Annotated in this window: 17 protein-coding genes; 13 read left to right on the top strand and 4 right to left on the bottom strand. The window is 61.1% G+C overall.

What is annotated here, in order from left to right; translation table 11 throughout:
- Positions 1 to 320: 320 nt before the first annotated feature.
- From AB4N73_RS21665 to AB4N73_RS21640, 6 genes are all read left to right on the top strand, one after another.
- On the top strand, positions 321 to 1,898 hold the full coding sequence (locus AB4N73_RS21665) for a glycosyltransferase (protein ID WP_460142531.1): 1,578 nt from the start codon (positions 321 to 323) through the stop codon (positions 1,896 to 1,898).
- Positions 1,892 to 3,193 (top strand): glycosyltransferase, encoded by a 1,302-nt coding sequence (locus tag AB4N73_RS21660; RefSeq protein ID WP_056791055.1) that lies wholly within the window; start codon positions 1,892 to 1,894, stop codon positions 3,191 to 3,193. Before AB4N73_RS21665 ends, AB4N73_RS21660 begins: the two co-directional genes overlap by 7 nt.
- On the top strand, positions 3,190 to 4,344 hold the full coding sequence (locus AB4N73_RS21655) for an acyltransferase family protein (protein ID WP_460142530.1): 1,155 nt from the start codon (positions 3,190 to 3,192) through the stop codon (positions 4,342 to 4,344). Before AB4N73_RS21660 ends, AB4N73_RS21655 begins: the two co-directional genes overlap by 4 nt.
- A complete protein-coding gene (locus AB4N73_RS21650; protein WP_095181181.1) occupies positions 4,338 to 5,177 on the top strand; it encodes a class I SAM-dependent methyltransferase in 840 nt (279 codons plus the stop codon). The genes AB4N73_RS21655 and AB4N73_RS21650 overlap by 7 nt, the downstream gene beginning before the upstream one ends.
- A gap of 136 nt (positions 5,178 to 5,313) precedes the next feature.
- On the top strand, positions 5,314 to 6,498 hold the full coding sequence (locus tag AB4N73_RS21645; RefSeq protein ID WP_460142529.1) for a DUF3142 domain-containing protein: 1,185 nt from the start codon (positions 5,314 to 5,316) through the stop codon (positions 6,496 to 6,498).
- Positions 6,485 to 8,620, top strand: a complete 2,136-nt coding sequence (locus AB4N73_RS21640) for a hypothetical protein (protein ID WP_460142528.1) — start codon at positions 6,485 to 6,487, stop codon at positions 8,618 to 8,620. Before AB4N73_RS21645 ends, AB4N73_RS21640 begins: the two co-directional genes overlap by 14 nt.
- On the opposite strand, the gene AB4N73_RS21635 is transcribed toward AB4N73_RS21640, so the two are convergent.
- Positions 8,617 to 9,246, bottom strand: a complete 630-nt coding sequence (locus AB4N73_RS21635) for a LysE family translocator (RefSeq protein WP_460142527.1) — start codon at positions 9,244 to 9,246, stop codon at positions 8,617 to 8,619. The two genes, AB4N73_RS21640 and AB4N73_RS21635, sit on opposite strands and share 4 nt — an antisense overlap.
- A 146-nt stretch (positions 9,247 to 9,392) precedes the next feature.
- Between AB4N73_RS21635 and AB4N73_RS21630 the strand changes: the two genes are divergently transcribed.
- Positions 9,393 to 9,866, top strand: a complete 474-nt coding sequence (locus AB4N73_RS21630; protein WP_073470845.1) for an Lrp/AsnC family transcriptional regulator — start codon at positions 9,393 to 9,395, stop codon at positions 9,864 to 9,866.
- 99 nt (positions 9,867 to 9,965) lie between these two features.
- On the opposite strand, the gene lpdA is transcribed toward AB4N73_RS21630, so the two are convergent.
- Complete coding sequence (lpdA, locus tag AB4N73_RS21625) at positions 9,966 to 11,366, bottom strand: dihydrolipoyl dehydrogenase (RefSeq protein ID WP_056791033.1); 1,401 nt, start codon at positions 11,364 to 11,366, stop codon at positions 9,966 to 9,968.
- Between the two features lie 210 nt (positions 11,367 to 11,576).
- Here lpdA and hflK (AB4N73_RS21620) point away from each other — a divergent pair, with 210 nt between their 5' ends.
- The 5 genes from hflK (AB4N73_RS21620) (at position 11,577) to cfaB (ending at position 18,881) form a co-directional block, all read left to right on the top strand.
- Positions 11,577 to 13,538, top strand: a complete 1,962-nt coding sequence (hflK, locus tag AB4N73_RS21620; RefSeq protein ID WP_460142526.1) for a protease modulator HflK — start codon at positions 11,577 to 11,579, stop codon at positions 13,536 to 13,538.
- On the top strand, positions 13,535 to 14,563 hold the full coding sequence (gene hflC, locus AB4N73_RS21615; protein ID WP_252885058.1) for a protease modulator HflC: 1,029 nt from the start codon (positions 13,535 to 13,537) through the stop codon (positions 14,561 to 14,563). The genes hflK (AB4N73_RS21620) and hflC overlap by 4 nt, the downstream gene beginning before the upstream one ends.
- Positions 14,560 to 15,609 (top strand): protease modulator HflK, encoded by a 1,050-nt coding sequence (gene hflK / locus AB4N73_RS21610; RefSeq protein ID WP_460142525.1) that lies wholly within the window; start codon positions 14,560 to 14,562, stop codon positions 15,607 to 15,609. The genes hflC and hflK (AB4N73_RS21610) overlap by 4 nt, the downstream gene beginning before the upstream one ends.
- Positions 15,606 to 17,516, top strand: coding sequence for a heavy metal translocating P-type ATPase (locus tag AB4N73_RS21605; protein ID WP_375122903.1), 1,911 nt, complete (start codon positions 15,606 to 15,608; stop codon positions 17,514 to 17,516). Before hflK (AB4N73_RS21610) ends, AB4N73_RS21605 begins: the two co-directional genes overlap by 4 nt.
- 177 nt (positions 17,517 to 17,693) lie before the next feature.
- Positions 17,694 to 18,881, top strand: a complete 1,188-nt coding sequence (cfaB, locus tag AB4N73_RS21600; protein ID WP_095181188.1) for a C17 cyclopropane fatty acid synthase CfaB — start codon at positions 17,694 to 17,696, stop codon at positions 18,879 to 18,881.
- A 10-nt stretch (positions 18,882 to 18,891) separates the two neighbouring features.
- Here the strand turns inward: cfaB and cls are convergent, their stop codons facing one another.
- A complete protein-coding gene (gene cls / locus AB4N73_RS21595) occupies positions 18,892 to 20,331 on the bottom strand; it encodes a cardiolipin synthase (RefSeq protein WP_460142524.1) in 1,440 nt (479 codons plus the stop codon).
- Between the two features lie 131 nt (positions 20,332 to 20,462).
- Between cls and AB4N73_RS21590 the strand changes: the two genes are divergently transcribed.
- Positions 20,463 to 20,981, top strand: a complete 519-nt coding sequence (locus AB4N73_RS21590; RefSeq protein ID WP_016772436.1) for a DUF3617 domain-containing protein — start codon at positions 20,463 to 20,465, stop codon at positions 20,979 to 20,981.
- An 85-nt stretch (positions 20,982 to 21,066) separates the two neighbouring features.
- On the opposite strand, the gene AB4N73_RS21585 is transcribed toward AB4N73_RS21590, so the two are convergent.
- Positions 21,067 to 21,942: a metal ABC transporter substrate-binding protein gene (locus tag AB4N73_RS21585; RefSeq protein WP_423663693.1), complete on the bottom strand. Its 876-nt coding sequence runs from the start codon at positions 21,940 to 21,942 to the stop codon at positions 21,067 to 21,069.
- Positions 21,943 to 21,949 lie beyond the last annotated feature (7 nt).

Genomic DNA, 21,949 nt, shown 5'->3' with positions numbered 1-21,949 from the left:
GTAGTTGTTTGGTTGCCAATCTGTGCCAATTGCTCGGCAATTTCAACCGGGCAAACCGTGACTGGTCAGTTCTCGTCAGCATAGTCCGATTTATTCTCGCCCGGCGGTTCCCGGACTCGCGATGGATGTGTTTAGAATGGCCTTCGTCGCGAGTTGGCCGATTGTTTTCCGGACGCCGCGACGCGGGGTGAAACTGACCACTAAAACAAGAACAGAGACGTGCCCGATGATGACGGACGAGTGCCGGCCCTGCCGACCCGATCCGACGCGCGGCCGTCATAGCATGAAGTCGCCGGGATGGCGCTTCATCGTGGGATGCCATGAATTTCATTCTCTACTCGGACGTCAACGACAGCTCCATCAGTGCCAGTCTGGGGCGTCCGGAATACAGCTATTACTTTGTCCTCAAAGCCTATCGCCCGGTGCTGGAAAGCCTGGGGCGCGTGCACGTGGCCGGATCTGTCGCCGACGTCGATGTGATTTACCGGCAATTGCTCGCCGCAGGTGAAGACAGTGTGTTCCTGTCCTTCACCCCACCGCAGAAGACCCCGGTTGATCTGGAATGCCCGACGATTTGCGTGGTGGCCTGGGAGTTCGATTCGATCCCCGATGAACAGTGGGACGACGATCCGCGTCAGGACTGGACACGCATGCTCGCACGCCACGGCCGGGTCATCACTCTGTCGAGCCACACGGCAACGGCCATCCGCCGCGCCATGGGCGAAGCGTTCCCGGTGCTGGTTTTGCCGACGCCGTTGTGGGACAGCTTCGCAACGATTCGTCAGCAACACCAACCCATGCCGGTCAATCCCGGGACTGCACTGGCGATCAAGGGCTGTATTTTCGATTCACGCACCCTCGGCCTGTCAGCCGATGCGCTGATCCCAACGCCAATCAGCCCTGAAGAGCAGGCTGCACTGGCCGCAGCAATTGAAGCCGCGCGCCCGCCACCGTTGACGTTCAAACGCCGACTGGTCATTGCTCGACATTATCTGCGCCTGTGGGTGCTGGATCTGGAACACGAGCAGGCGGAACCAGTGCCACGGGTGAAATTTCTGCACAACTGGTACTGGGAGGGCATTCGCGATCTGCTGCCGGACGCTTTGCATGGCTGGCTGCAACAGCGTTGGCCTGAGGTGTGCGGCGCTGCGCCGGTGCCCGTGATCGAACCGGCGCCACTCGATCTGCCGGACACCTCATCGGTGGTCGAAACCACAGTCGAGGGTGTGGTGTACGTCTCGGTATTCAATCCCAAGGATGGCCGCAAGAACTGGCATCGACTGATCAGCGCATTCTGCTGGGCGTTCCGCGAAACGCCCGACGCGACGCTGGTGCTCAAGATCACCCAGAATGATCTGGCGTCCTATTACAGCGAGTTGATGACCCTGCTGGCGCAACTCACACCGTTCGCCTGTCGGGTCGTGGTGATGCACGGTTACCTCGACGACGCGCAGTACGCCAGGCTCTATCAGGCGGCCAGTTTCTACGTCAACGCGTCACGTTGCGAAGGGCTATGCCTGCCCTTGATGGAGTTCATGTCCAGCGGTAAACCGGTGATCGCCCCCGATCACACGGCGATGGAAGATTACATCGATGACTCGGTGGCGTTCGTGGTCAGGTCCAGTGAAGAGCTGACGATCTGGCCGCAGGACACGCGGATCATCTACCGCACGCTGCGGCACCGCCCCGACTGGGGCTCGCTGAAAAACGCCTACGAAAACAGCTATCGAATGGCCAAGGCCCAGCCGCAGGAGTATCAGCGGATGTCTGCCGCCGCCGTCGCGCGCATGCAGCAATACTGCGCCTTCGCGCCGGTGCGCAAACGGCTCGCGGAGTTCTTTGCGCTGACAGCAGGCCCCACCGATGCTGCGCCTGTGACGGATAACGCCTCATGCTGATCATCATTCATTCGGAAACCAACCGGCACACCATTGCGCAGAACCTCGGGCGTTCGGAGTACAGCTATTACTTCGTGCTCAAGGAGTATCGTCCGGTGCTCGAACGCATCGGTCGGGTCGTGGAAGTGGCCGATCCGCAGACGGAAGTCGATGCTCTGTATCTGGAGTGTCTGAGCCGTGGCGAGCCCTGCGTGTTTCTGTCGTTCTCGCCGCCGCATCGCACTCCCGTTCACCTGGCCTGTCCGACGCTGCCGGTGTTTGCGTGGGAGTTCAGCACGATCCCCAATGAAGCCTTTGCGGGCGAGCCGCGCAATGACTGGCGTAGCGTCTTGCATGCCTGTGGCGCAGCGATCACCCACTCCAGCTACACGGTCAATGCCGTGCACGAGGCGATGGGTGCCGAGTACCCGATCGTCGCGGTGCCGGCGCCGGTCTGGGACCGCTTTGCTGCCCGTGGCGCGAAAATGCCCGAGCAAGCCCTGGCCACCGCCTACAGCCTGACGATCAAAGGTCTGGTCGCGGACAGCCGCACCCTCAATCTGAATGCATTCGGGCCGGCGCACCTGCGCAGCGGCGACGGCATCGACTTCGCCGCGCCGGCCTCCGAGCAGACGCTGGTGCTTGACGGCGTGGTTTATACCTCGGTGTTCAATCCCGGTGACGGGCGCAAGAACTGGGAAGACATGCTCAGCGCTTTTTGCGTTAGTTTTCGCGATGTCGAAGACGCGACGCTGGTGCTCAAGCTCACTCACCACGACGCCGAAGAAGCGCTCAGCGATATCCTCCATCATTTGTACAAAAACCAGTCTTACCGTTGCCGCATCGTTCTGATCTACGGTTACCTCGCCGATCCGGACTACGAGCAACTGGTGCAGGCCACGCGGTACGTGGTCAACACCTCCTACGGCGAAGGTCAGTGTCTGCCGCTGATGGAATTCATGTCCTGCGGCAAGCCGGCGGTGGCGCCGCGTACCACGGCGATGATCGATTACCTGAGCACGGAAAATGCCTTTCTCATCGAGTCCACCGACGAGCTGACAGCCTGGCCCCACGACCCGCGCAAAGCCTTCCGAACCCTGCGTTATGTGACCAACTGGAGCTCATTGTGCGAGGCCTATCGGGCCAGTTACGACGTCGCGAAAAACCAGCCGCAGCGCTATGCCGAGATGTCGGCGCAGGCAGTCGTAAGTTTGCAGGCGTTCTGCAGCCAGACTGTGGCTGAACAGCGTTTGCGAGGGTTTCTGACGCAGTTGTTCGAGCATCGTGCGCCTGCTTTGGAAGCTCCCCAAGCATGAACGCCAAGCGCATCATGGACGTTGAAGTCCTGCGTGCGGTCGCGGTGCTCGCGGTGTTGTTCCACCATTTGCCGGACAATCTGTTCACTGACCCGGTGCCGTCGCTTGCCCGGATCCACGAATGGGCGCAGACGTGGTGGGGCGTCGACCTGTTTTTTGCGATCTCCGGTTTTGTCATCGCCCGCAGCTTGATCCCGGTGCTGCAAGGCTGCACGACGGGTCAGGAGCGCTGGCAACAGGTGCGCCATTTCTGGCTGCGCCGGGCTTTTCGCCTGTTGCCTTCGGCCTGGTTATGGCTGGCGGTGATCCTGCTGGCCTGTGTGTTTTTCAACCGGTCCGGTGCGTTCGGTACGCTGTCCGCCAATCTTCAGGCGACCTTGGCCGGGGTACTGCAATACGCCAATTTCCGCTTCGCCGACAGCTTTTTCCAATACGAATACGGCAGCAGTTTCGTCTACTGGAGCCTGGCGCTGGAGGAGCAGTTCTACCTGCTCTTTCCGTTGCTGATCCTGTTGTTTCGCCGACACCTGGTCTGGGCATTGCTGGCGCTGGTGGCGGTGCAGATTCTGACTGTGCGCACGCCTTTGCTGATGGTAGTACGCACCGATGCGCTGGCCCTTGGCGTGCTGTTGGCGATGTGGAGTGCGCAGCCGGGTTTTCAGCGCTGGCAGCCCTCGTTCTTGCGCCGACCATGGCTTGGCATTTCAGCGTTGATGGTCATTGGAGCGCTGTTGAGCTTCATGGCCACCGACCGTTTTACCCTGGCCAATTATCGGATCGGTTCGATCGCCGTGCTCAGTGCGCTGCTGCTCTGGATCGCCTCGTACAACTGTGACTACCTGATGCCTGCCGGACGCTTGCAGCGGTTGCTGGCATGGATCGGCAGCCGCTCCTACGGTATCTACCTCATTCACATTCCGGCGTATCTATTGGTGCGTGAACTGATCTTTCGCTTGCAGAGCAGTGGCCTGCCGAGCCCCGCCGGACATCCCATCCTTACGATGCTGATTGCCTTCGTCCTGATCGCGGTGCTCAGCGAACTCAACTACCGCTTGATCGAAATGCCGATGCGCAATCGCGGTGCTGCGCTGGTCAAGCGCCTCGGTTCCTCCCGAATTGCTGTTACCTCACCCGGAGCCACCTCATGCTGAGCTTTTTGAAGAAACTCTCGGCGACAACGCCTGCGCAAACTGCGGCAGAACCGGTCGCTGCGGTTGCCGACAAGGTTGATCCGTACTCGCTCGGCCTTTACGACGCGAAACTCAGCGGCTGGTACAACCAGGCGACCCACGAGCTGTACACGGGATTCCCTGTGAGTGCCGACGATACGTTGCTTGATGTCGGCTGCGGTGATGGCGGCAATGTGCACTTCTGCGGTATGCGTGGGGCGAAGATCATTCTTGCCGATATCGATGCGGCCAAGGTCGAAGCCACCCGCCAGCGCCTGAGCGACACCCCGGCCCGGGACATCGAATGCCACATTACCGACTGCAACCCGCTACCGATCGCCGACGCAACGGCGACGCGTGTGGTCTCCACCGAGGTGATCGAGCATGTTGATGATCCCGCGCAGTTTCTCGCCGAACTGGTGCGTGTCGGCAAGCCGGGCGCTTTGTATCTGCTGAGCGTGCCGCATCCCAGCTCCGAGGACCTGCAAAAGGACATCGCCGCGCCGGAGTATTTCCAGAAACCCAATCACATACGCATTATCAGCGAAGACCAGTTCAAGGCCATGGTCAGCGACGCCGGGCTGGAGATCATCAGCCACAGTAAATATGGCTTCTACTGGTCGATGTGGATGATGTTGTTCTGGGAAGCCAAGGTCGATCTCAGCAACCCCGATCACCCGATGCTCGAGCACTGGGCCAATACCTGGCAAGCGGTGCTGGATTCCCCGCGCGGCGCGCAGATCAAGCAGGCGCTGGATGCGGTGGTGGCCAAGAGTCAGGTGATTATCGCGCGCAAGCCTGCGGCATCCCTGTAGGCGCTACGGCACGCTGCGATCTTTTGATCTGGAGTCTTGAAGCAAGATCAAAAGATCGCAGCCTCGTTTCACTCGTCAGCTCCTACACGGTTTTTGTGTAACCTTGCAGCCCTGTGGTTTCAGGGATTTTCAAGGTATGCGGTTGATTGTGTGTCTGTTCCTTGGCGTCTTGCTTGCGGGTTGCGAGCAACACGTCGCGCCGGCCCTCGACCAGCAACTCTACGTCTGGCAGCGCCAATGGACGCCTGCGCATGAACCGGCCTTGCGTGACAGTCGCGATGATTTCTCGACGCTGCGCGTGCTGGCATTGCAGGCCTTTCCCGGCGAACGGTGGAGCAGAGCGCGGGTTGATCCGGCATTGTTGAAAGCCGATGGTCGCCCTCTGATCGCAGTGATTCGCCTCGATGGTCAGCTGCAATCACTGGACCAGCAGCAGGTCACCGCGCAGATTCGGCAAGTCATCGCCGATTGGCAGGCGCAGGGCCTCACGTTGAGCGGCGTCGAGATCGATCACGACGCCGGTACAGCACGGCTGCCTGCGTATGCCCAATTGCTCAAAGATCTGCGCGCGACCTTGCCGCCATCGTTGCCTTTGAGCATCACCGCACTGCCGGCCTGGCTCGACAGCGCGCACTTGCCGGCGCTGTTGCAGAGCGTCGACAGCAGCGTGCTGCAAGTCCACGCCGTGAGCGATCCGCGACTGGGTCTTTTCAACGCCAGGCAGGCGTTGAAGTGGGCCAAGGCCTGGGCACATGTCAGCGACAAACCGTTCTATCTGGCGCTGCCGGCCTACGGCGTTGCGCTGTTGAGCGATGACGGTGGCGCGCCGGTAGTGGAAAGCGAAGTGCAACTGGAGCGCGGCGGGCAGCGCCGGGAGTTGCTCGCCGATCCGCAGCAACTAAGCCAATTGGCCAAAACCTTGCGCGAGGATCCGCCCGAGCATCTGGCCGGGCTGATCTGGTTTCGCCTGCCGCTGGCCAACGATCGTCGCGCCTGGAGCCTGACTACTTTGCGCGCCGTGGCGCGGGGCGATGTGCTGAAGAGTCATCTGCATCTGTCATTCAAAGGGCAGGGCGGACTCTATGACATCCAGCTCGATAACCGCGGCAATCTCGACAGTCCGTGGCCCGCGCAAATCACGCTGAAGGCGCAGGATTGTGCAGGCGCCGATGCGCTCGCCGGTTACTCGTTGCAACAAAGTGCCAATCTGCTTACCTTCACCCGCCTGCGTGACGGCCGCTTGCCGGCGGGCGGGCAGCGCGCTGTCGGTTGGGCGCGTTGTGCATATATTGATCAAGGAGGTTCGCATGTTGACCCGTAACTGGCCCCGCCATCTGCTCTGCCTGAGCCTCAGCCTGCCGCTGGGTTCGGCGCTGGCCTGCGGCCCGGACTTCCCGATGCGCTTGCTCGACAACCGCGCGCAGACCCTCGCCGATCTGCCCGAAGGCAGTTTCAGCTTCGAAATCAGTCGCCTGGGTAAAACCATTGCCGGGCTGAAAAACGTCACCGCAGCGACCCATAACCCCAACGACTATTCCGAAGACAACGCGTCAGAGCTGGCCCGCGAACAGGCTGAGCAGGTGGGCCTGAGCGCTGAGCAATACGCGGTGGTCAAGCGCCTGCGTGGGCTCAGCGATGCGCGTCAGGCCGAGGAGCAGGGCGCCAGTCTGCCGGCGGAAATACGTTTGTACGTCGCCGGCGCGGTGGCCTTTGCCACCGGTGATCATCAATTGGCCAGTGAGTATTTCAACAAGGTGCTGGCCCTGCCGGCAGACCAGCGTCCGTTGCGCAGCACGTGGGCGGCGTATTCCCTCGGGCGCATTGCCTTCGCCATGAGCAACGGGGCGCACGACCGCATCGAAACGCTGGAGCAGGCGCGCGATGCCTTCCGCCAGGCACGGCAACTGAGCATCGACGGCTTCAGCGATCCGCTGGAACTGGGCGTTGCCAGCCTCGGTGAAGAGGCACGGGTGTTGCGCAGCGCGGGCGACTGGAGCGGCGCCATCGAACTGTACGAAGCACAGAACCTGCACGGTTCGGCCGTCGGTTACACCTCGCTCAAGCAACTGATGAACGAACTGGCCGAATTGCCGGAATCTCAGCTGGCCAAACTGCTGCAGCAGCCAGCAGTGCAGCAACTGGTCACGGCGTCGCTGGTCAGCCGTCAGGGCTGGTCTTTCGGTGAGCAGCCGCCGAATGAAAAGAAACTCGTCACACTCCTGCAAAACAGCACCCGTGGCAGCCTCGACAATGCCGATCGACTGGCGGCGATGAGTTATCAACAGGGCGACTACGCGTCTGCCAAGGCCTTTCTGGTAAACGCCGGGGACGGCGGACTGGCCTGGTGGCTGCGGGCAAAACTGGCAGTGCGTGAGGGCGACACGACTGCCGCTGCCGCCGCCTACGCCAAAGCCGCCCAGGCCTTCCCGCAGAACGAAGACTGGGGTTATCGCCGCACACCGGACTGGGCGTTTGAAACGGTGCAGCCCAAATGTCGGGTGGAGGGCGAAAGCGCGATCCTGGCGCTGCAACGCGGCGAATACCTTCAGGCGTTCGTGCAGCTGTATCGCAGCAACAGCCTTTACTGGTTCGATGCCGCCACCGTTGCCGAACGGGTGCTGACAGTCGATGAGCTCAAGCAGTACGTCGATGAGAACGTGCCGGCACCGCCGCCATTGACTCAGCAAGAGCGCGACAACTATGTGCCGCTGTCGGTGGCCGCCAACCTGCGCAATCTGCTCGGTCGGCGCTTGCTGCGTGAGGGCCGTTACGAGGAAGCGGTCGGTTATTTCGCCAGTGACGATCTGCAGCACAAGGCCCGGCTCTATGGCGAGCAACGGCTCAAGGCCGAGTCGGCGTGGTGGCCGAGCAAACGCGCCAGTGCGTTGTACAACGCCGCGTGGACAGCCCGGGAGTGGGGCATGGACATCCTCGGTTATGAGATGGCCCCTGATTACGCCACCTTCGGCGGCAATTACACGCTGGAGAGCACGAAGCTGGATGTCGGCCCGCTGATTTCCACGGCGGAAGTGCAGCGCCAGCAGGCCAGCGCCGCGCAACCGGATCAGCGTTATCACTATCGTTTTGTCGCCACGGCACTGGCCAGTCGCGCCGCCGATAACCTGCCGCACACCAGTCAGGCGTTTGCCGCCGTGTTGTGCAACGCGGCCGGCTGGAACAGCAGCCTTGAGGACCAGAGTGCGCTGTATCAGCGCTACGTCAAGGAAGGCCCTTATGTGCCGTGGGCGCAAGACTTCGGAAATCAATGCCCGTACCCGGACTTCGAAAATGCCGACAAGCGTTACGTTACCCAAGTGACCGATGCCGTGCGTGGGACGCTGCGGCCGTACAAGTGGCCGGTGCAGATCGGCGCGATCGTCGTAGTCGCGGCCATCGCGTTACTGCTGATCACCCGTCGTCAGCGCAAGGTACGCAAGGCTTAAGTCTGCTGAAGGAAGCTCAGGCGTACGGCGAAGCCAATCAACAGGCTGCCGAACAACCATTGCTGAACGCGCTGGGCGGTTGGACTGTGTTGCAGCCAACGGCCCAGTGCCGCGCCAGTCAGGGCAACCACGCTGTCGAACAGCAGACCGACGGCGACCAGCACCATGCCAAGCACGGCAAACTGGCTCAGCACCGGCGCGCCGTGACTGACGATGAATTGCGGCAGCAGCACCGAGCAGAACAGCAACGCCTTGGGATTGAGCAGGTTGGTCAGCAAACCGCGACGGATCGCACCGCGCCACTGGTCTTGGGCAGGCGCCTGCTCTTGGGCTTGCAGGCTCGGCACCAGCGAGCTGCGGAAACACTGGATGCCGATCCACATCAGATAGGCCGCGCCGGCGATGCGCACGACGTCAAACGTCCACGGCGCCGTTTTGAACAGCGCCGCCAGCCCCAGTGCCGCCAAGGCAACGTGACAGGCGCGGGCGATGGCCAGGCCCAGTGCGGTGGCCAGCGCCGCACCGCGACCTTGCCGAGCACCGGTTTGCAATAGCAGGATCATGTCCGGTCCCGGCAGTAGCAGAACCACAGCCAGCGTCAGAATAAACAGCCAAAGACTTGCCACATCACACCCCGTTTTCGATGTCGATTTTCTCGCGCCAGTCTAGAGCGAGAGGGCAGGGCAGGTGCTTGCGTAGTCGGCTTCAATTGTTCGCAGCTTTGGCATAACCTGCTGGTTTTCAACCGTCAGACTATCGGGATCTGCCAAAGATGAAACTCGACGCCTATGACCGCAAGATTCTCGCCGCGCTGCAACGCAACGGGCGCTTGAGCAATGTCGAGCTCGCGGAAGAAATCGGCCTGTCGGCTTCGCCGTGTTTGCGCCGGGTGCGCATACTGGAAGAGGCGGGGGTGATCCGAGGCTACCAGGCCAATCTGGATCGCGATGAAGTCGGACTGGGGCTGACGGTGTTTGTCGGGGTCAAGGTCGAGCGGCACAACGAAGAACGCGCCGAGGCTTTTTATGCCGCTGTTACTGCGCTGCCTGAGGTGGTCTCAGCGTTTCTGGTGTCCGGCGAATCGGACTTTTTGTTGCAGGTAGTGGTGCCTGACTTGCGCGCTTATGACCGCTTTGTCAGCGCGCACCTGCTGAAACTGCCGGGGGTGAGCGATATTCGCAGCAACTTTGCCATTCACACGGTGAAAGCGCCGGGGGCGTTGCCGTTGGGGCATCTGCCGCTGTAGATCGGGTGGCGCCATTCGCGAGCAGGCTCGCTCCCACAGGGGGAACGCTTCCAAAGTGGGAGCGAGCCTGCTCGCGAAGACGGCGGCAAGGTTTGGAACCTACATCTGCGTCGCCATCCCCTCGACATTCATCGCTGCCTGCCGCAACGCTTCCGAACGCGTCGGGTGCGGATGGCAGGTCAGGGCAATGTCCTCGGCCGACGCGCTGAACTCCATCGCCACGCAGAACTCGCCGATCATCTCGCTCACGCTCGGCCCGACCAGGTGCACGCCAAGGACTTCGTCCGTGCGCTCGTCGGCAAGGACTTTGGCAAAGCCCTCGGTTTCGTGGTTGATCTTCGCCCGGCTGTTGGCAGTGAAGGGAAACTTGCCGACCTTGTAGGCGCGGCCCTCGGCCTTGAGCTGTTCTTCGGTCTGACCGACGCTGGCCAGTTCCGGTTGGGTGTAAATCACGTTGGGGATCAGCGCGTAATTGACCTCACCGGCCTTGCCGTGGATCTGCTCGACGCAGGCCATGGCCTCGTCTTCAGCCTTGTGCGCGAGCATCGGCCCGGACGTGACGTCGCCGATCACCCAGACCCCGGCGGCTTCGGTGCGATGTTGCTTGTTGGCGAGCATGCCGCGTTTGTCGGTACTGAGGCCGACGTTCTCCAGCCCCAGGCCCTGGGTGTACGGCCGGCGCCCGATGGCCACCAGCACATAGTCGGCTTCGATCAGCTCAGCCGTGCCACCGGCGGCAGGCTCGACGCTCAGATGCACGCCTGTGGCGGAGCTGGTGGCGCTGGTGACCTTCGAGCTCAGTTTGAAGGCAATGCCTTGTTTGCTCAGTGCGCGCTGCAAGGTCTTGCCGGCCTCGCCATCGACGCCGGGGCAGATCCGATCAAGGTATTCGACCACGGTGACCTGCGCGCCGAGTCGCCGCCACACCGAACCCAGCTCCAGGCCGATCACCCCGGCACCAATGACCACCAGATGTTTGGGTACTTCACTCAATGACAGCGCGCCGGTGGAATCGAGGATGCGCTGGTTGTCGATCTCGACGCCGGGCAGGGGAGTGGGCTCGGAACCAGTGGCAATAATGATGTCCTTGGCGCTGAGCTCGCTCTTGTTGCCTTGGGCGTCGGTCACCGTCACTTTGCCCGGGCCGTCGATATGGCCCCAACCCTTGATCCAGTCGACTTTGTTCTTGCGAAACAGAAACTCAATGCCCTTGGTCAGGCCGGCGACGCTTTCGTCCTTCTGCTTCATCATCTGCGCGAGGTTCAGCGTCGGTTTGACCTCGATGCCGAGATTGGCGAACTCTGTCCCCACCGCAGCGGCGTACAGCTCCGACGCGTGCAGCAAGGCTTTGGACGGCATGCAACCGACGTTCAGACAGGTGCCGCCGAGGGTTGCACGTCCTTCGACGCAAGCGGCCTTGAGCCCGAGCTGGCCGGCGCGGATCGCCGCGTTATAACCGCCGGGGCCGCCGCCCAGAATTACCACGTCATAGTTGCTCATGCGCTTGCTCCAGATTGCTCGATGGGGATAGCCAAGGTTAGTCGCGATAAAAATTATGTGCGTAATATGAGCTTCGTCGAACATTTCGGTCAAGGCTTCAGGCAAGCGACAGCTGCGGCATCTTTGAATAGATGAAATTGTGTACGAATATTTCACAGTGTCCGTTATATCGTAACGCTATGAACGCTGAGCCTACATTTCCGGGGTTTTATGCAAGTCGATCTTGAGTTGGACGCCACGCCAGTCACCGGGCTGCCGCGCTTTCAGCAAGCAGATGCGCAGTCACGCAAATTACGTCGGCTGGCTTATGGACTCGGCGCATTGGCCGGTTTGGGCTGGGTGCTGGCGTTTTTCGTCGGCCTGTTTGCGCCGCAGTCCCTGTGGTTATCGTTATTGGTCAATCAGAGCGCGGCGTTGCTGGTACTGGTCGCCGGGTTGCAATCGGCGTGGTGGGTGACGCAATGGCGCGCGCGGGTGATGCATCCGCCCGCCTCGCATTCGACCGTCGAGGAAGAGGGCGGCGCAGCCGAGGGCTGGTACGAAAGGCTTCTGGAGCGCTTGAGTCAGCAGAGCCGCCATCTGCTTGGACAAATCGGTGCGCCGACGTTGTGGCTCGGCCGTTGGGCGTTGCTGGTTCTGCTTGGTATTGAGCAGGTGTGGAATCTCACGTTGCCTGCGGCGGCCTTGGGGCTGTCGGCGAGCATCGGTGCGGCATTGGCGTTGTTGCTGGCGTTTGCCCTGCTGGTGCTGGAGCGGCAACTGGCGCAGGAACCGCCGGCGCAGTGGCCGGAAGCGGCTGCGCTGGCACAACTGATCCGGGTGGTGATCATCACTCTGTTGATCGGTGCGCTGTGTCTGTTGTTTGCCAGCGAAGACGCAGTCTGGCCGGCGCGTGTTGCGGTATTCAGCGCAATCCTGCCGATGTTGGTTGCCATCGAACTGTTATTGCGCGCGGTGCTGTCTGTTTTCAGCCCGCGCCGCGAACAACTCGAACCGACCCTGCTGGCGCGCAGTTTTATCGCCGATATGCTGCGTTGGCCGCCGCAGCCGTGGCTGGCGTTACAGCATGAAATGCACAACCGTTTCGGCATCGATTTGCGCCAGATCTGGGCCTTCAGTTACATGCGCCGGGCGTTGTTGCCGGTGTTGGCAGTGGTCGCCCTTTGCGGTTGGCTGCTGACAGGGGTACATGAAATTCCCCTGCAAGGTCGCGGCATCTATGAGCGCTTCGGTAAACCGGTACAGGTTTTCGGCCCGGGTTTGCATAGCGGGTTGCCTTGGCCATTGGGGCGTGTGATCTCCGTTGAAAACGGCGTGGTCCATGAACTGGCAACCAGTGTCGGCGACAAGCCAGTCGCCGTGCAGTCCGACTCCGCTGAAGGCCCGGCGCCGCTGACCGCCAACCGTTTGTGGGACGCCAGCCACGTCAATGACAAATCCCAGGTCATCGCCAGCAGCCGCGGCGCGCAACAGGGCCTGCAAATCGTCAACATGGACGTGCGCTTCGTTTATCGCATCGGTTTGAACGACGAGGCGGCACTCGCCGCGACTTATAACAGCGCCGATGTACCGACGCTGATTCGCAGCACCGCCAGCCGCATCCTGGTTCACGATTTTGCCTCGCGCACCCTCGACGGTCTGCTCGGCGACGACAGGGCAGGGCTGGCCGAGGAAATCGGTCGCTCGGTGCAAAGCGATCTGAACAGATTGAACAGTGGTGTGGAGATCCTTGCCACAGTCGTCGAAGCGATTCATCCACCGGCCGGCGCGGCGAATGCCTATCACAGTGTGCAAGCGGCGCAGATCGGCGCGCAGGCGTTGATCGCTCGCGAACGCGGGGCGGCTGCGCAGGCCACTAACGAGGCGCAGTTGCAGGCGAGCACGGCGCGGGATCAGGCAACGGCCAATGCGCGGGAGATCAATGCCGCCGCGCAGACCGCCGACCTGAAATTCAGCGCTGAACAGAAAGCTTTCGCCAGTGCTGGCCAGGCGTTCGTGCTGGAGCAATACCTCAGCCAGCTCAGTCAGGGCTTGAGTAAAGGCAGGTTGCTGGTGCTCGACCATCGACTTGGCGGGAGCGCAAATGCGCCAACCATCGATCTGCGTACTTTCGCACTGCCGACTGATCCGTCGTCCCCCCGCACCACCGCTCAACCAGGAGCCACCCATTGAGCCAGTCGCCTGTTCATGACGTTCACGACCACAGCGGCCACGACCACGGCCACGGCGGGCATCACCATCATCATCACGGCGAGGTGCCAGAAGCCGGACCAATTCCATGGCGGCGTGTGGCCTGGGCTGCGTTGCTGGTGGCGTTTGCCATTGCCGCCGCGAGTCTGGTGCAGGTGCGCTCCGGCGAAGCCACGGTCATCACGCGTTTCGGAAATCCGTCGCGGGTATTGCTTGATCCCGGTTTGAGCTGGCGCTGGCCTGCGCCGTTCGAAGCGGCGATTCCAGTGGACTTGCGTCTACGTACCACCTCAAGTGGTTTGCAGGACGTCGGCACCAAGGACGGTTTGCGCATCATCGTTCAGGCCTACGTGGCGTGGCAGGTGCAGGGTGATCCTGAACATGTGCAGCGTTTCATGCGTGCCGTGCAGAATCAGCCGGATGAAGCGGCGCGGCAGATTCGCACCTTTGTCGGCTCGGCACTGGAGACCACGGCCAGCAGTTTCGATCTGGCCAATCTGGTCAACACTGATGCCAAACAAGTACGCATCGGCGATTTTGAAGCGCAGTTGCGTCAGCAGATCGACCAACAGTTGCTCGCCACTTATGGCGTGCGCGTGGTGCAGGTCGGTATCGAGCGGCTGACTCTGCCCTCGGTCACGCTCAGCGCAACCGTCGATCGCATGCGCGCCGAGCGTGAAACCATTGCTACGGAACGTACAGCGATCGGCAAACGCGAAGCGGCGCAAATTCGCTCCGCCGCCGAGCGCGATGCGCGAATCGTCCAGGCTGATGCAACGGTGAAAGCCGCTGACATTGAAGCGCAATCGCGAGTCGAGGCTGCGCAGATTTATGGTCGCGCCTACGCCAGCTCGCCGCAGCTTTACAACCTGCTGCGCTCGCTCGATACCCTCGGCACCATTGTCACACCGGAAACCAAACTGATTCTGCGCACCGATGCTGCGCCGTTCCGTGTGTTGGTCGACGGCCCACCGACTCTCGACAAAAAAGTCGGATCGCAGCCATGAGCGAAGAAGTTCCACGTGGAACACATGCGTTGAACAGTCCGTGGATTCAGGCCGGCCGTCTGACCTTCATCGCCTTGTATGCGATCACTGTTTTGGCCGCATTAGCATGGGCGGTCTCGAATGTCCGGCAGATTGATCCGCAAAACCGCGCAGTAGTACTGCACTTTGGCGCGCTTGATCGCGTTCAGAATGCCGGGCTGTTATGGGCGTGGCCGCAACCCTTTGAGCAGGTGATTCTGTTGCCGGCGGCTGATCGGGTGATCGAGCGTCGAGTGGAAAATCTGTTGCGCAGTGACGAGGCGCTGAAGGCTGACCGGGTGGCGTCCTTCGCTACGCCATTGAGCGATGCACTTGCCGGGTCTGGTTATTTATTGACCGGTGACGCCGGCGTAGTGCAACTGGACGTGCGAGTGTTTTACCAAGTCTCCGATCCCTATGCGTTCGTGTTACAGGGCGAACATGTGCTACCAGCGCTCGATCGGTTGGTGACGCGCAGCGCCGTAGCCCTGACCGCCGCGCGAGATCTCGACACCATTCTGGTCGCTCGCCCGGAATTGATCGGCGCCGACAATCAGGCAGCCGAGCGCCGTGAGCGATTGCGCGGTGATCTGGTGCAAGGCATCAACGCGCGTCTTGCTGAACTGAAGGCGAGCGGGCAGGGCATCGGTATCGAGGTGTCGCGGGTCGATGCGCAATCGAGTCTGCCGGAGCCAGCGATCACTGCTTTCAATGCGGTTCTGACGGCCAGTCAGCAGGCTGACAAAGCAGTGGCTAACGCGCGCACCGATGCCGAGAAACTTGCCCAGTCCGCCAACGAACAGGCAGACCGCACGCTCCAGGTGGCTCACGCGCAGGCAGGCGAGCGTCTTGCAAAAGCCTCAACCGATACCGCAACCGTCATGAGTCTGGCCAAGTCTGCCGACCCGCAAATGCTCCTGCGTCTGTATCGCGAGCGCATACCGAAGATCCTCGGTCAGGCCGGGTCGGTCACCACCGTCAATCCGAAAGACGATTCCCGGTTGATCATTCAAGGAGCCAGTCAATGACCGCGACCACCGCTGCTCCAAGTCTGTTGTCCTCGGCCGAACAACGTCGCGCCGCGCGCCAATTGACCCTGGCGATGCTTGCGCTCGGGCTGCTGGGTCTGGGGCTGGTCTGGCGCTGGATACTCCCGGAGCAAATCGGTGTCAGCCAACTGCTGCTGGGTTTCGCTTCTTTGCTCGTAGCGGTTCCGGTAATGCGTTCGGCCTGGTACAGCCTGCGTTATCCAAGCCTGCACGGCATTACCGATCAATTGATTGCGCTGGCCATGCTCGGTGCCTGGGCGACCGGTGATCTGCTCACTGCGGCGTTGTTGCCGATCATCATGATCTTCGGCCATGTGCTGGAAGAGCGGAGCGTCATCGGTTCTCAGGAAGCGATCAATGCGCTTGGCCGGCTGACCCGCAGCCATGCGCGCAAGCTGCAAGCGGACGGTTCGATCATCGAAGTGGACAACCGCACGCTCAGTGCTGGCGATATTGTCGAGGTGCGGGCCGGTGATCGGGTGCCGGCGGACGGTCGGGTATTGTCCGGCCAGGCGAGTCTCGATACGGCGTCGATTACCGGTGAATCGGTACCGGTGGAAGCGGGCGTGGGCATGCTGGTGTTCGGCGGCGCGATCAACCTCGATGGATTGCTGCGCGTCGAAGTCACCCGCATCGGCGACGAATCCACCTTGGGCAAAGTCATCGCCCTGATGCAAAACGCCGAGCGCTCGAAACCGCCGATCACGCGATTGCTCGAACGCTATGCCGGCAGTTACATGGTGCTGGTCTTGTTGCTGGCGGCGGTGACCTGGTTCGTCACCCATGATGCACAGGCGATGCTCGCGGTGCTGGTGGCGGCGTGTCCGTGTGCGTTGGTGCTGTCGGCGCCGGCCACGGCGATTGCCGGTGTCGCCGTCGCCGCGCGCCACGGGATTCTGATTCGCAGCTCGGCGTTCCTCGAAGAACTTGCCGATCTGACCTCGCTGGTGGTCGACAAGACCGGCACGCTGACTTACGGCACGTTGCGTTTGCAGTCGATCGACAGCCTCAGTGTGGACACTAAAGAAGTGCAGGCGCTGGCCGCCAGTCTTGGCGCGGCGAGCAGTCATCCGGTGAGCCGGGCACTCGCCGGGATGGCCGATCAGGAAGCCTATTGGCCTCTGACCAAAATCCATGAGCGCCAAGGCTTGGGCGTAGTGGCGACGACAGAGAAGGGCGAAGCTGCGCTCGGTCGTCCAGAGTTGTTCGCGCAACTGGGCATCACAACGCCCCTCGTTCCTGAACACGATGGCCCGATTGCCGGCCTGGCTTTGAACGGTGAATTCCTCGCCTGGCTGCTGCTAGCAGACAGCATCAAACCGGAAGCGCGCTTTGCCTTGAGCGAATTGCGCGAACTGGGGCTGGGACGCCAACTCCTGTTGACCGGTGATCGTCAGAGCGTTGCCCTAACCCTGGCGCAGGAAGTCGGGCTGAACGAAGTGCAGGCGCAAGCGCTACCGGAGGACAAACTCAATCGCGTGCTCAAGGAAATCGATCACGGCTTCCGCCCGATGGTGGTCGGTGACGGCATCAACGATTCACTCGCGCTCAAGGCCGGCGTGGTCGGCGTGGCGATGGGCGCTGGCGGGGCCGATATTGCGCTGGCTTCAGCGGACATTGTGTTGATCGGCAGCGATTTGCGCCGCCTCGGTACCTGCGTGCGCTTGAGTCGTCAGTGCCGGCGTACTTTGCAGGTCAATGTGATCATCGGTCTGGGCTGGACCCTGGCGATCGTGGTCTTCGCGGCTTTCGGTTGGCTTGGCGCGGCCGGGGCGATGATCGCGGCGCTGCTGCATAACCTGAGTACCTTGTTGGTGTTGGGCAACGCCGGACGTTTGCTGCGCTTTCAGGAGCCATTGCTCCGGCTCGACCCTCAGGCTAAATGAAAGAAAATTCATCGAACCGCCGAGTGCACAGGCAGTCATCTATCGTAAGGCACGCCGCCTGTGGCGTTCAGCCGATGTGCCGATCACGATAGACAAGGCCGATCGAATCGATAGCCTGCTATTTTTCAAGGTTGGTCTACCCTCAGATCAGACGTCTGAAACAAGGGGGGATTTTCCATGCTTGCGCAACTTCCACCGGCCTTACAGAATCTGCAGTTACCGCTTCGCCTGCGACTCTGGGACGGCCACGAGTTCAATCTGGGGCCGACGCCCAGCGTAACCATCGTGGTCAAGGACCCGCAGATGGTCACTCAATTCACCCACCCAAGCCTGGATGCGCTGGGTGCGGCGTTCGTCGAAGGCAAACTGGAACTGGAGGGCTCGATCAGCGAGGTCATCCGGGTTTGCGATGAGTTGAGCAATGCGCTGCTCGACGAAGACGAAGACAGTCAGCCGGTGCGCGCGCAACACGACAAGGACACCGACGCCAAAGCCATCTCCTACCACTACGACCTGTCGAATGCCTTTTATCAGCTGTGGCTGGATAGCGACATGGCATATTCCTGTGCCTATTTCGAAACCGGCAGCGAAACCCTCGAACAGGCTCAGCAAGCCAAATTCCGCCATCTGTGCCGCAAGCTGCGCTTGCAGCCGGGCGAATATCTGCTGGATGTCGGTTGTGGTTGGGGTGGTCTGGCGCGATATGCGGCGCGAGAGTTTGGCGTCAAAGTGTTTGGTATTACCTTGAGCAAGGAACAATTGGCCCTGGCGCAGGAGCGAGTCAAAGCCGAAGGGCTGGACGATCAGGTCGAACTGCAATTGCTCGACTATCGCGATTTGCCCCAGGACGGCCGCTTCGACAAGGTTGTCAGCGTCGGCATGTTCGAACATGTTGGTCATGCCAATCTCGCCGAATACTGCAAAACCCTGTTTGGTGCGGTGAAGGAGGGCGGCCTGGTAATGAACCACGGCATTACCGCCAAGCACACCGATGGCCGCCCGGTTGGACGCGGCGCAGGCAACTTCATCGAAAAATACGTGTTTCCCAACGGCGAGTTACCGCACCTGGCGATGATCTCTGCCGAGATCAGTGAAGCCGGGCTGGAAATCGTCGATGTCGAAAGCCTGCGCCTGCATTACGCGCGCACGCTCGATCACTGGAGCGAGCGACTGGAGGACAACCTCGAAGCTGCGGCGAAACTGGTGCCTGAGCAAGCACTGCGTATCTGGCGTCTGTATCTCGCCGGTTGCGCGTATGCCTTTGCGCGGGGCTGGATCAATTTGCATCAGATCCTCGCCGTGAAAGCGCATCCGGATGGCAGCCACGAACTGCCCTGGACCCGCGACGATATCTACCACCCCTGAAACGGGGCGCTCAGAGTATCGGCGAAATCAGCCGGGCGATCCGCATGCCGACCTGTTGCAGGCGGTGGATCTCCCGGCTTTCTTCTTTCGCCACTTCATCGGCCAAGGAGAAATCGTCATTGAGCATTTGTTCCACGGCGGCGGCGAACTCGCTGTCGACGGTCAGCAACATCACTTCGAAATTCAGGCGGAACGAGCGATTGTCCAGATTGGCGCTGCCGATGGCGCTGATTTCGCTGTCGATCAACACCACTTTCTGATGCAGAAAACCCGGTCGATAGCGGAACACCCGCACGCCGGCACGCACCGCCTCAAAGGCATACAGGCTGGACGCGGCATAGACAATGCGGTGATCAGGCCGTGACGGCAAGAGCAGGCGCACATCGACACCACGCAAAACTGCCAGCCTCAATGCCGCGAACACCGCTTCGTCCGGGACAAAGTAAGGGCTGGTGATCCATACGCGTTGCGTTGCTGCGTGAATGGCTTCGACGAAAAACAGCGAGCAGGTTTCATAAGCATCGGCCGGGCCGCTGGCGAGCAATTGGCAAAGCACGCCATCCTCCGGGTATGTATCCGGAAGGATCAACGGCGGCAGAGTACGAGCAGCCCAGAACCAATCTTCCGCGAACGATTCCTGCATGCAGGCCACCACCGGCCCGCGAACTTTGACGTGGGTGTCACGCCATGGCGCCAGCGGTGGTTTCTCACCCATGTATTCATCGCCGACGTTATGCCCGCCGACAAACCCGACTACGCCATCGACCACGACGATTTTGCGGTGGTTGCGGAAATTGACCTGAAAGCGGTTGAGCCAGCCGCTGCGCGTGGCAAAGGCTTTGACCTCGACGCCGGCATCACGCAACGCTTGCACGTAGTGATGGGGCAGGGCATGGCTGCCAATGCGGTCGTAGAGCAAATGAATCGACACGCCTTCGGCAGCTTTCTTCAACAGCAAATCACGCAAGCGCTGGCCGAGCCGATCGTCGTGAATGATGAAGAACTGGACCAGCACTGCCTCCCTGGCTTGTTCGATCGCCTGAAATATTGCATCGAAGGTCGCGGTGCCGTTCACCAGCAGTTGCACCTCGTTGTTCGCCAGGCACGGCATGCGCCCCAGTTTCGGCATCGCGCGCAGTGAGGCGTAGGCACTCGAAGCGCGAGCGGCCAGGGCTTCCTCCACCCACGGACGCCAGTTCAGTTCGGAAATGGCCAGGCGCATCTGCTCGTTGGCCTGGCGCCGGGCCTTGATGTAGCCATCGAAGGTGCTGCGACCAAATACCAGATATGGAATAAGCGTGAAGTAGGGAATGAAGATCAACGACAATGCCCAGGCGATCGAGCCTTGCGCTGTGCGCACGGTGAGCACCGCATGGATTGCAGCGATCGAACCGAGTGTGTGCAACAGGGCGATCAGGTAACCGAAAATGTGCGGTCCGAAAAAATCCATGGGGCAGCCTTGCTCCGCGAGATGCAATGCTTAACAGACCATGTTCTGCTGCGAATGTCTCTATTTAATCGGTGCATGAACCGACGCAACCGGCCGGCGTCTAACGGCCACAACTGATCAGGAGTTTCTCGATGAACGTTCGTCTGCTGGGTTTGGCGCTGGGCCTGGGTTTGGCATTACCGGTGGTTGCGCAGGCACAAATGCTGCAGCCGGGGTTGTGGGAAATGTCTTCGAGCAATCTGAAGGTCGATGATCAGGCCATGGACGTGCAATCGATCCTTGGCCAGATTCAAGGCCAGATCACCCCGCAGCAGCGCGCTGCGCTCGAGAAAAACGGCATCAATATTGGCGGCAAGGGGATCCGTGCCTGCCTGACGCCGCAGCAGGTGGCAACCAACGATATCCCGCTGGCCGATCCGCAATCGGGCTGCAAACAGCAGATCACCGAGCGCACCGGCAACCAGTGGAAATTCCGCTTCAGCTGCCCGAAAGCCCAAGGCACCGGCGTGGCGACATTCCTCAGTGACCGCGAATTCACCACCGTCGCCAATGGCACCTTCAACGCCATCGGCATCAACCAGAAGGGCAGCCTGGAAACCCGGGCAGTCTGGCTGGGCCAGGATTGCGGCACGGTAAAACCCCGCGCTTAAACCCCTCGCAGCGCTCCCACAGCTGGAACCCATTCCAACTGTGGGAGCGAGCCTGCTCGCGAATAGATCGGAAGTACACCTCAAGTCATGGCTGACTCAACGCCTTGTACAGCGTATTGAGGTTGTATTCGAACAGCCCGGTAAAGGTGCTCGCCGGTCCACTCGCCGCCAGCGCATCCGAGTACAGCGTGCCACCGATGTGTGCGCCGCTTTCGTCCGCGATCTGCTTGAGCAGACGCGCGTCCTTGATGTTTTCCATGAACACCGCTTTGACCTTGGCCTGGCGAATCTGCGTGATCAGCGCAGCGACTTCGGCTGCGGAGGGTTCGCGTTCGGTGGACAAACCCTGTGGCGCGATAAAGTCGATGCCATAGGCCTGTCCCAGATAGCCAAAGGCATCGTGGCTGGTGACGATCTTGCGATTACCCGGCGGCAGCGCGCCGAGTTTGTTTTTGGCTTCGTCGAGCAGGGCATAGATCTGCTTGAGGTAGGTCTGGCTGTTGCGCTCGTAGTCAGGCTTGTTGGCCGGGTCGGCGGCGATCAGCGCCTTGGTGATGTTGGCGACGTACAACTCAGCGTTCGCCAGATTGTGCCAGGCGTGTGGATCCGCAACAGTCTCGCCGTCTTCATCGAGCGAACGTGGAATCACCCCGCGACTGGCGCTGATCACCGTCGCCTTGCTGTCGGTGCTGGTCACCAGGCGATCCAGCCAAGGTTCGAAACCCAGGCCGTTCTTGATGATCACTTTGGCTTTGAGCAGCGCCTTGGCATCGTCCGGTGTCGGCTCGTAGGTGTGCGCATCGGCGTCCGCGCCGACCATGTTGGTAATCTGCACGTGCTCGCCGCCGACCTGATGAACCATGTCGGCAAGGATGCTGAAGCTGGTGACCACCGGCAGTTTTTCGGCGGCCGACAAGGACATCGACAGCATCAGGCTGAACAGCACAAGTAGAGCGCGCATCGGGAAG

The sequence above is a fragment of the Pseudomonas sp. S3_B08 genome (assembly GCF_054667725.1).
This window is presented reverse-complemented; position numbering and strand designations above follow the sequence as displayed.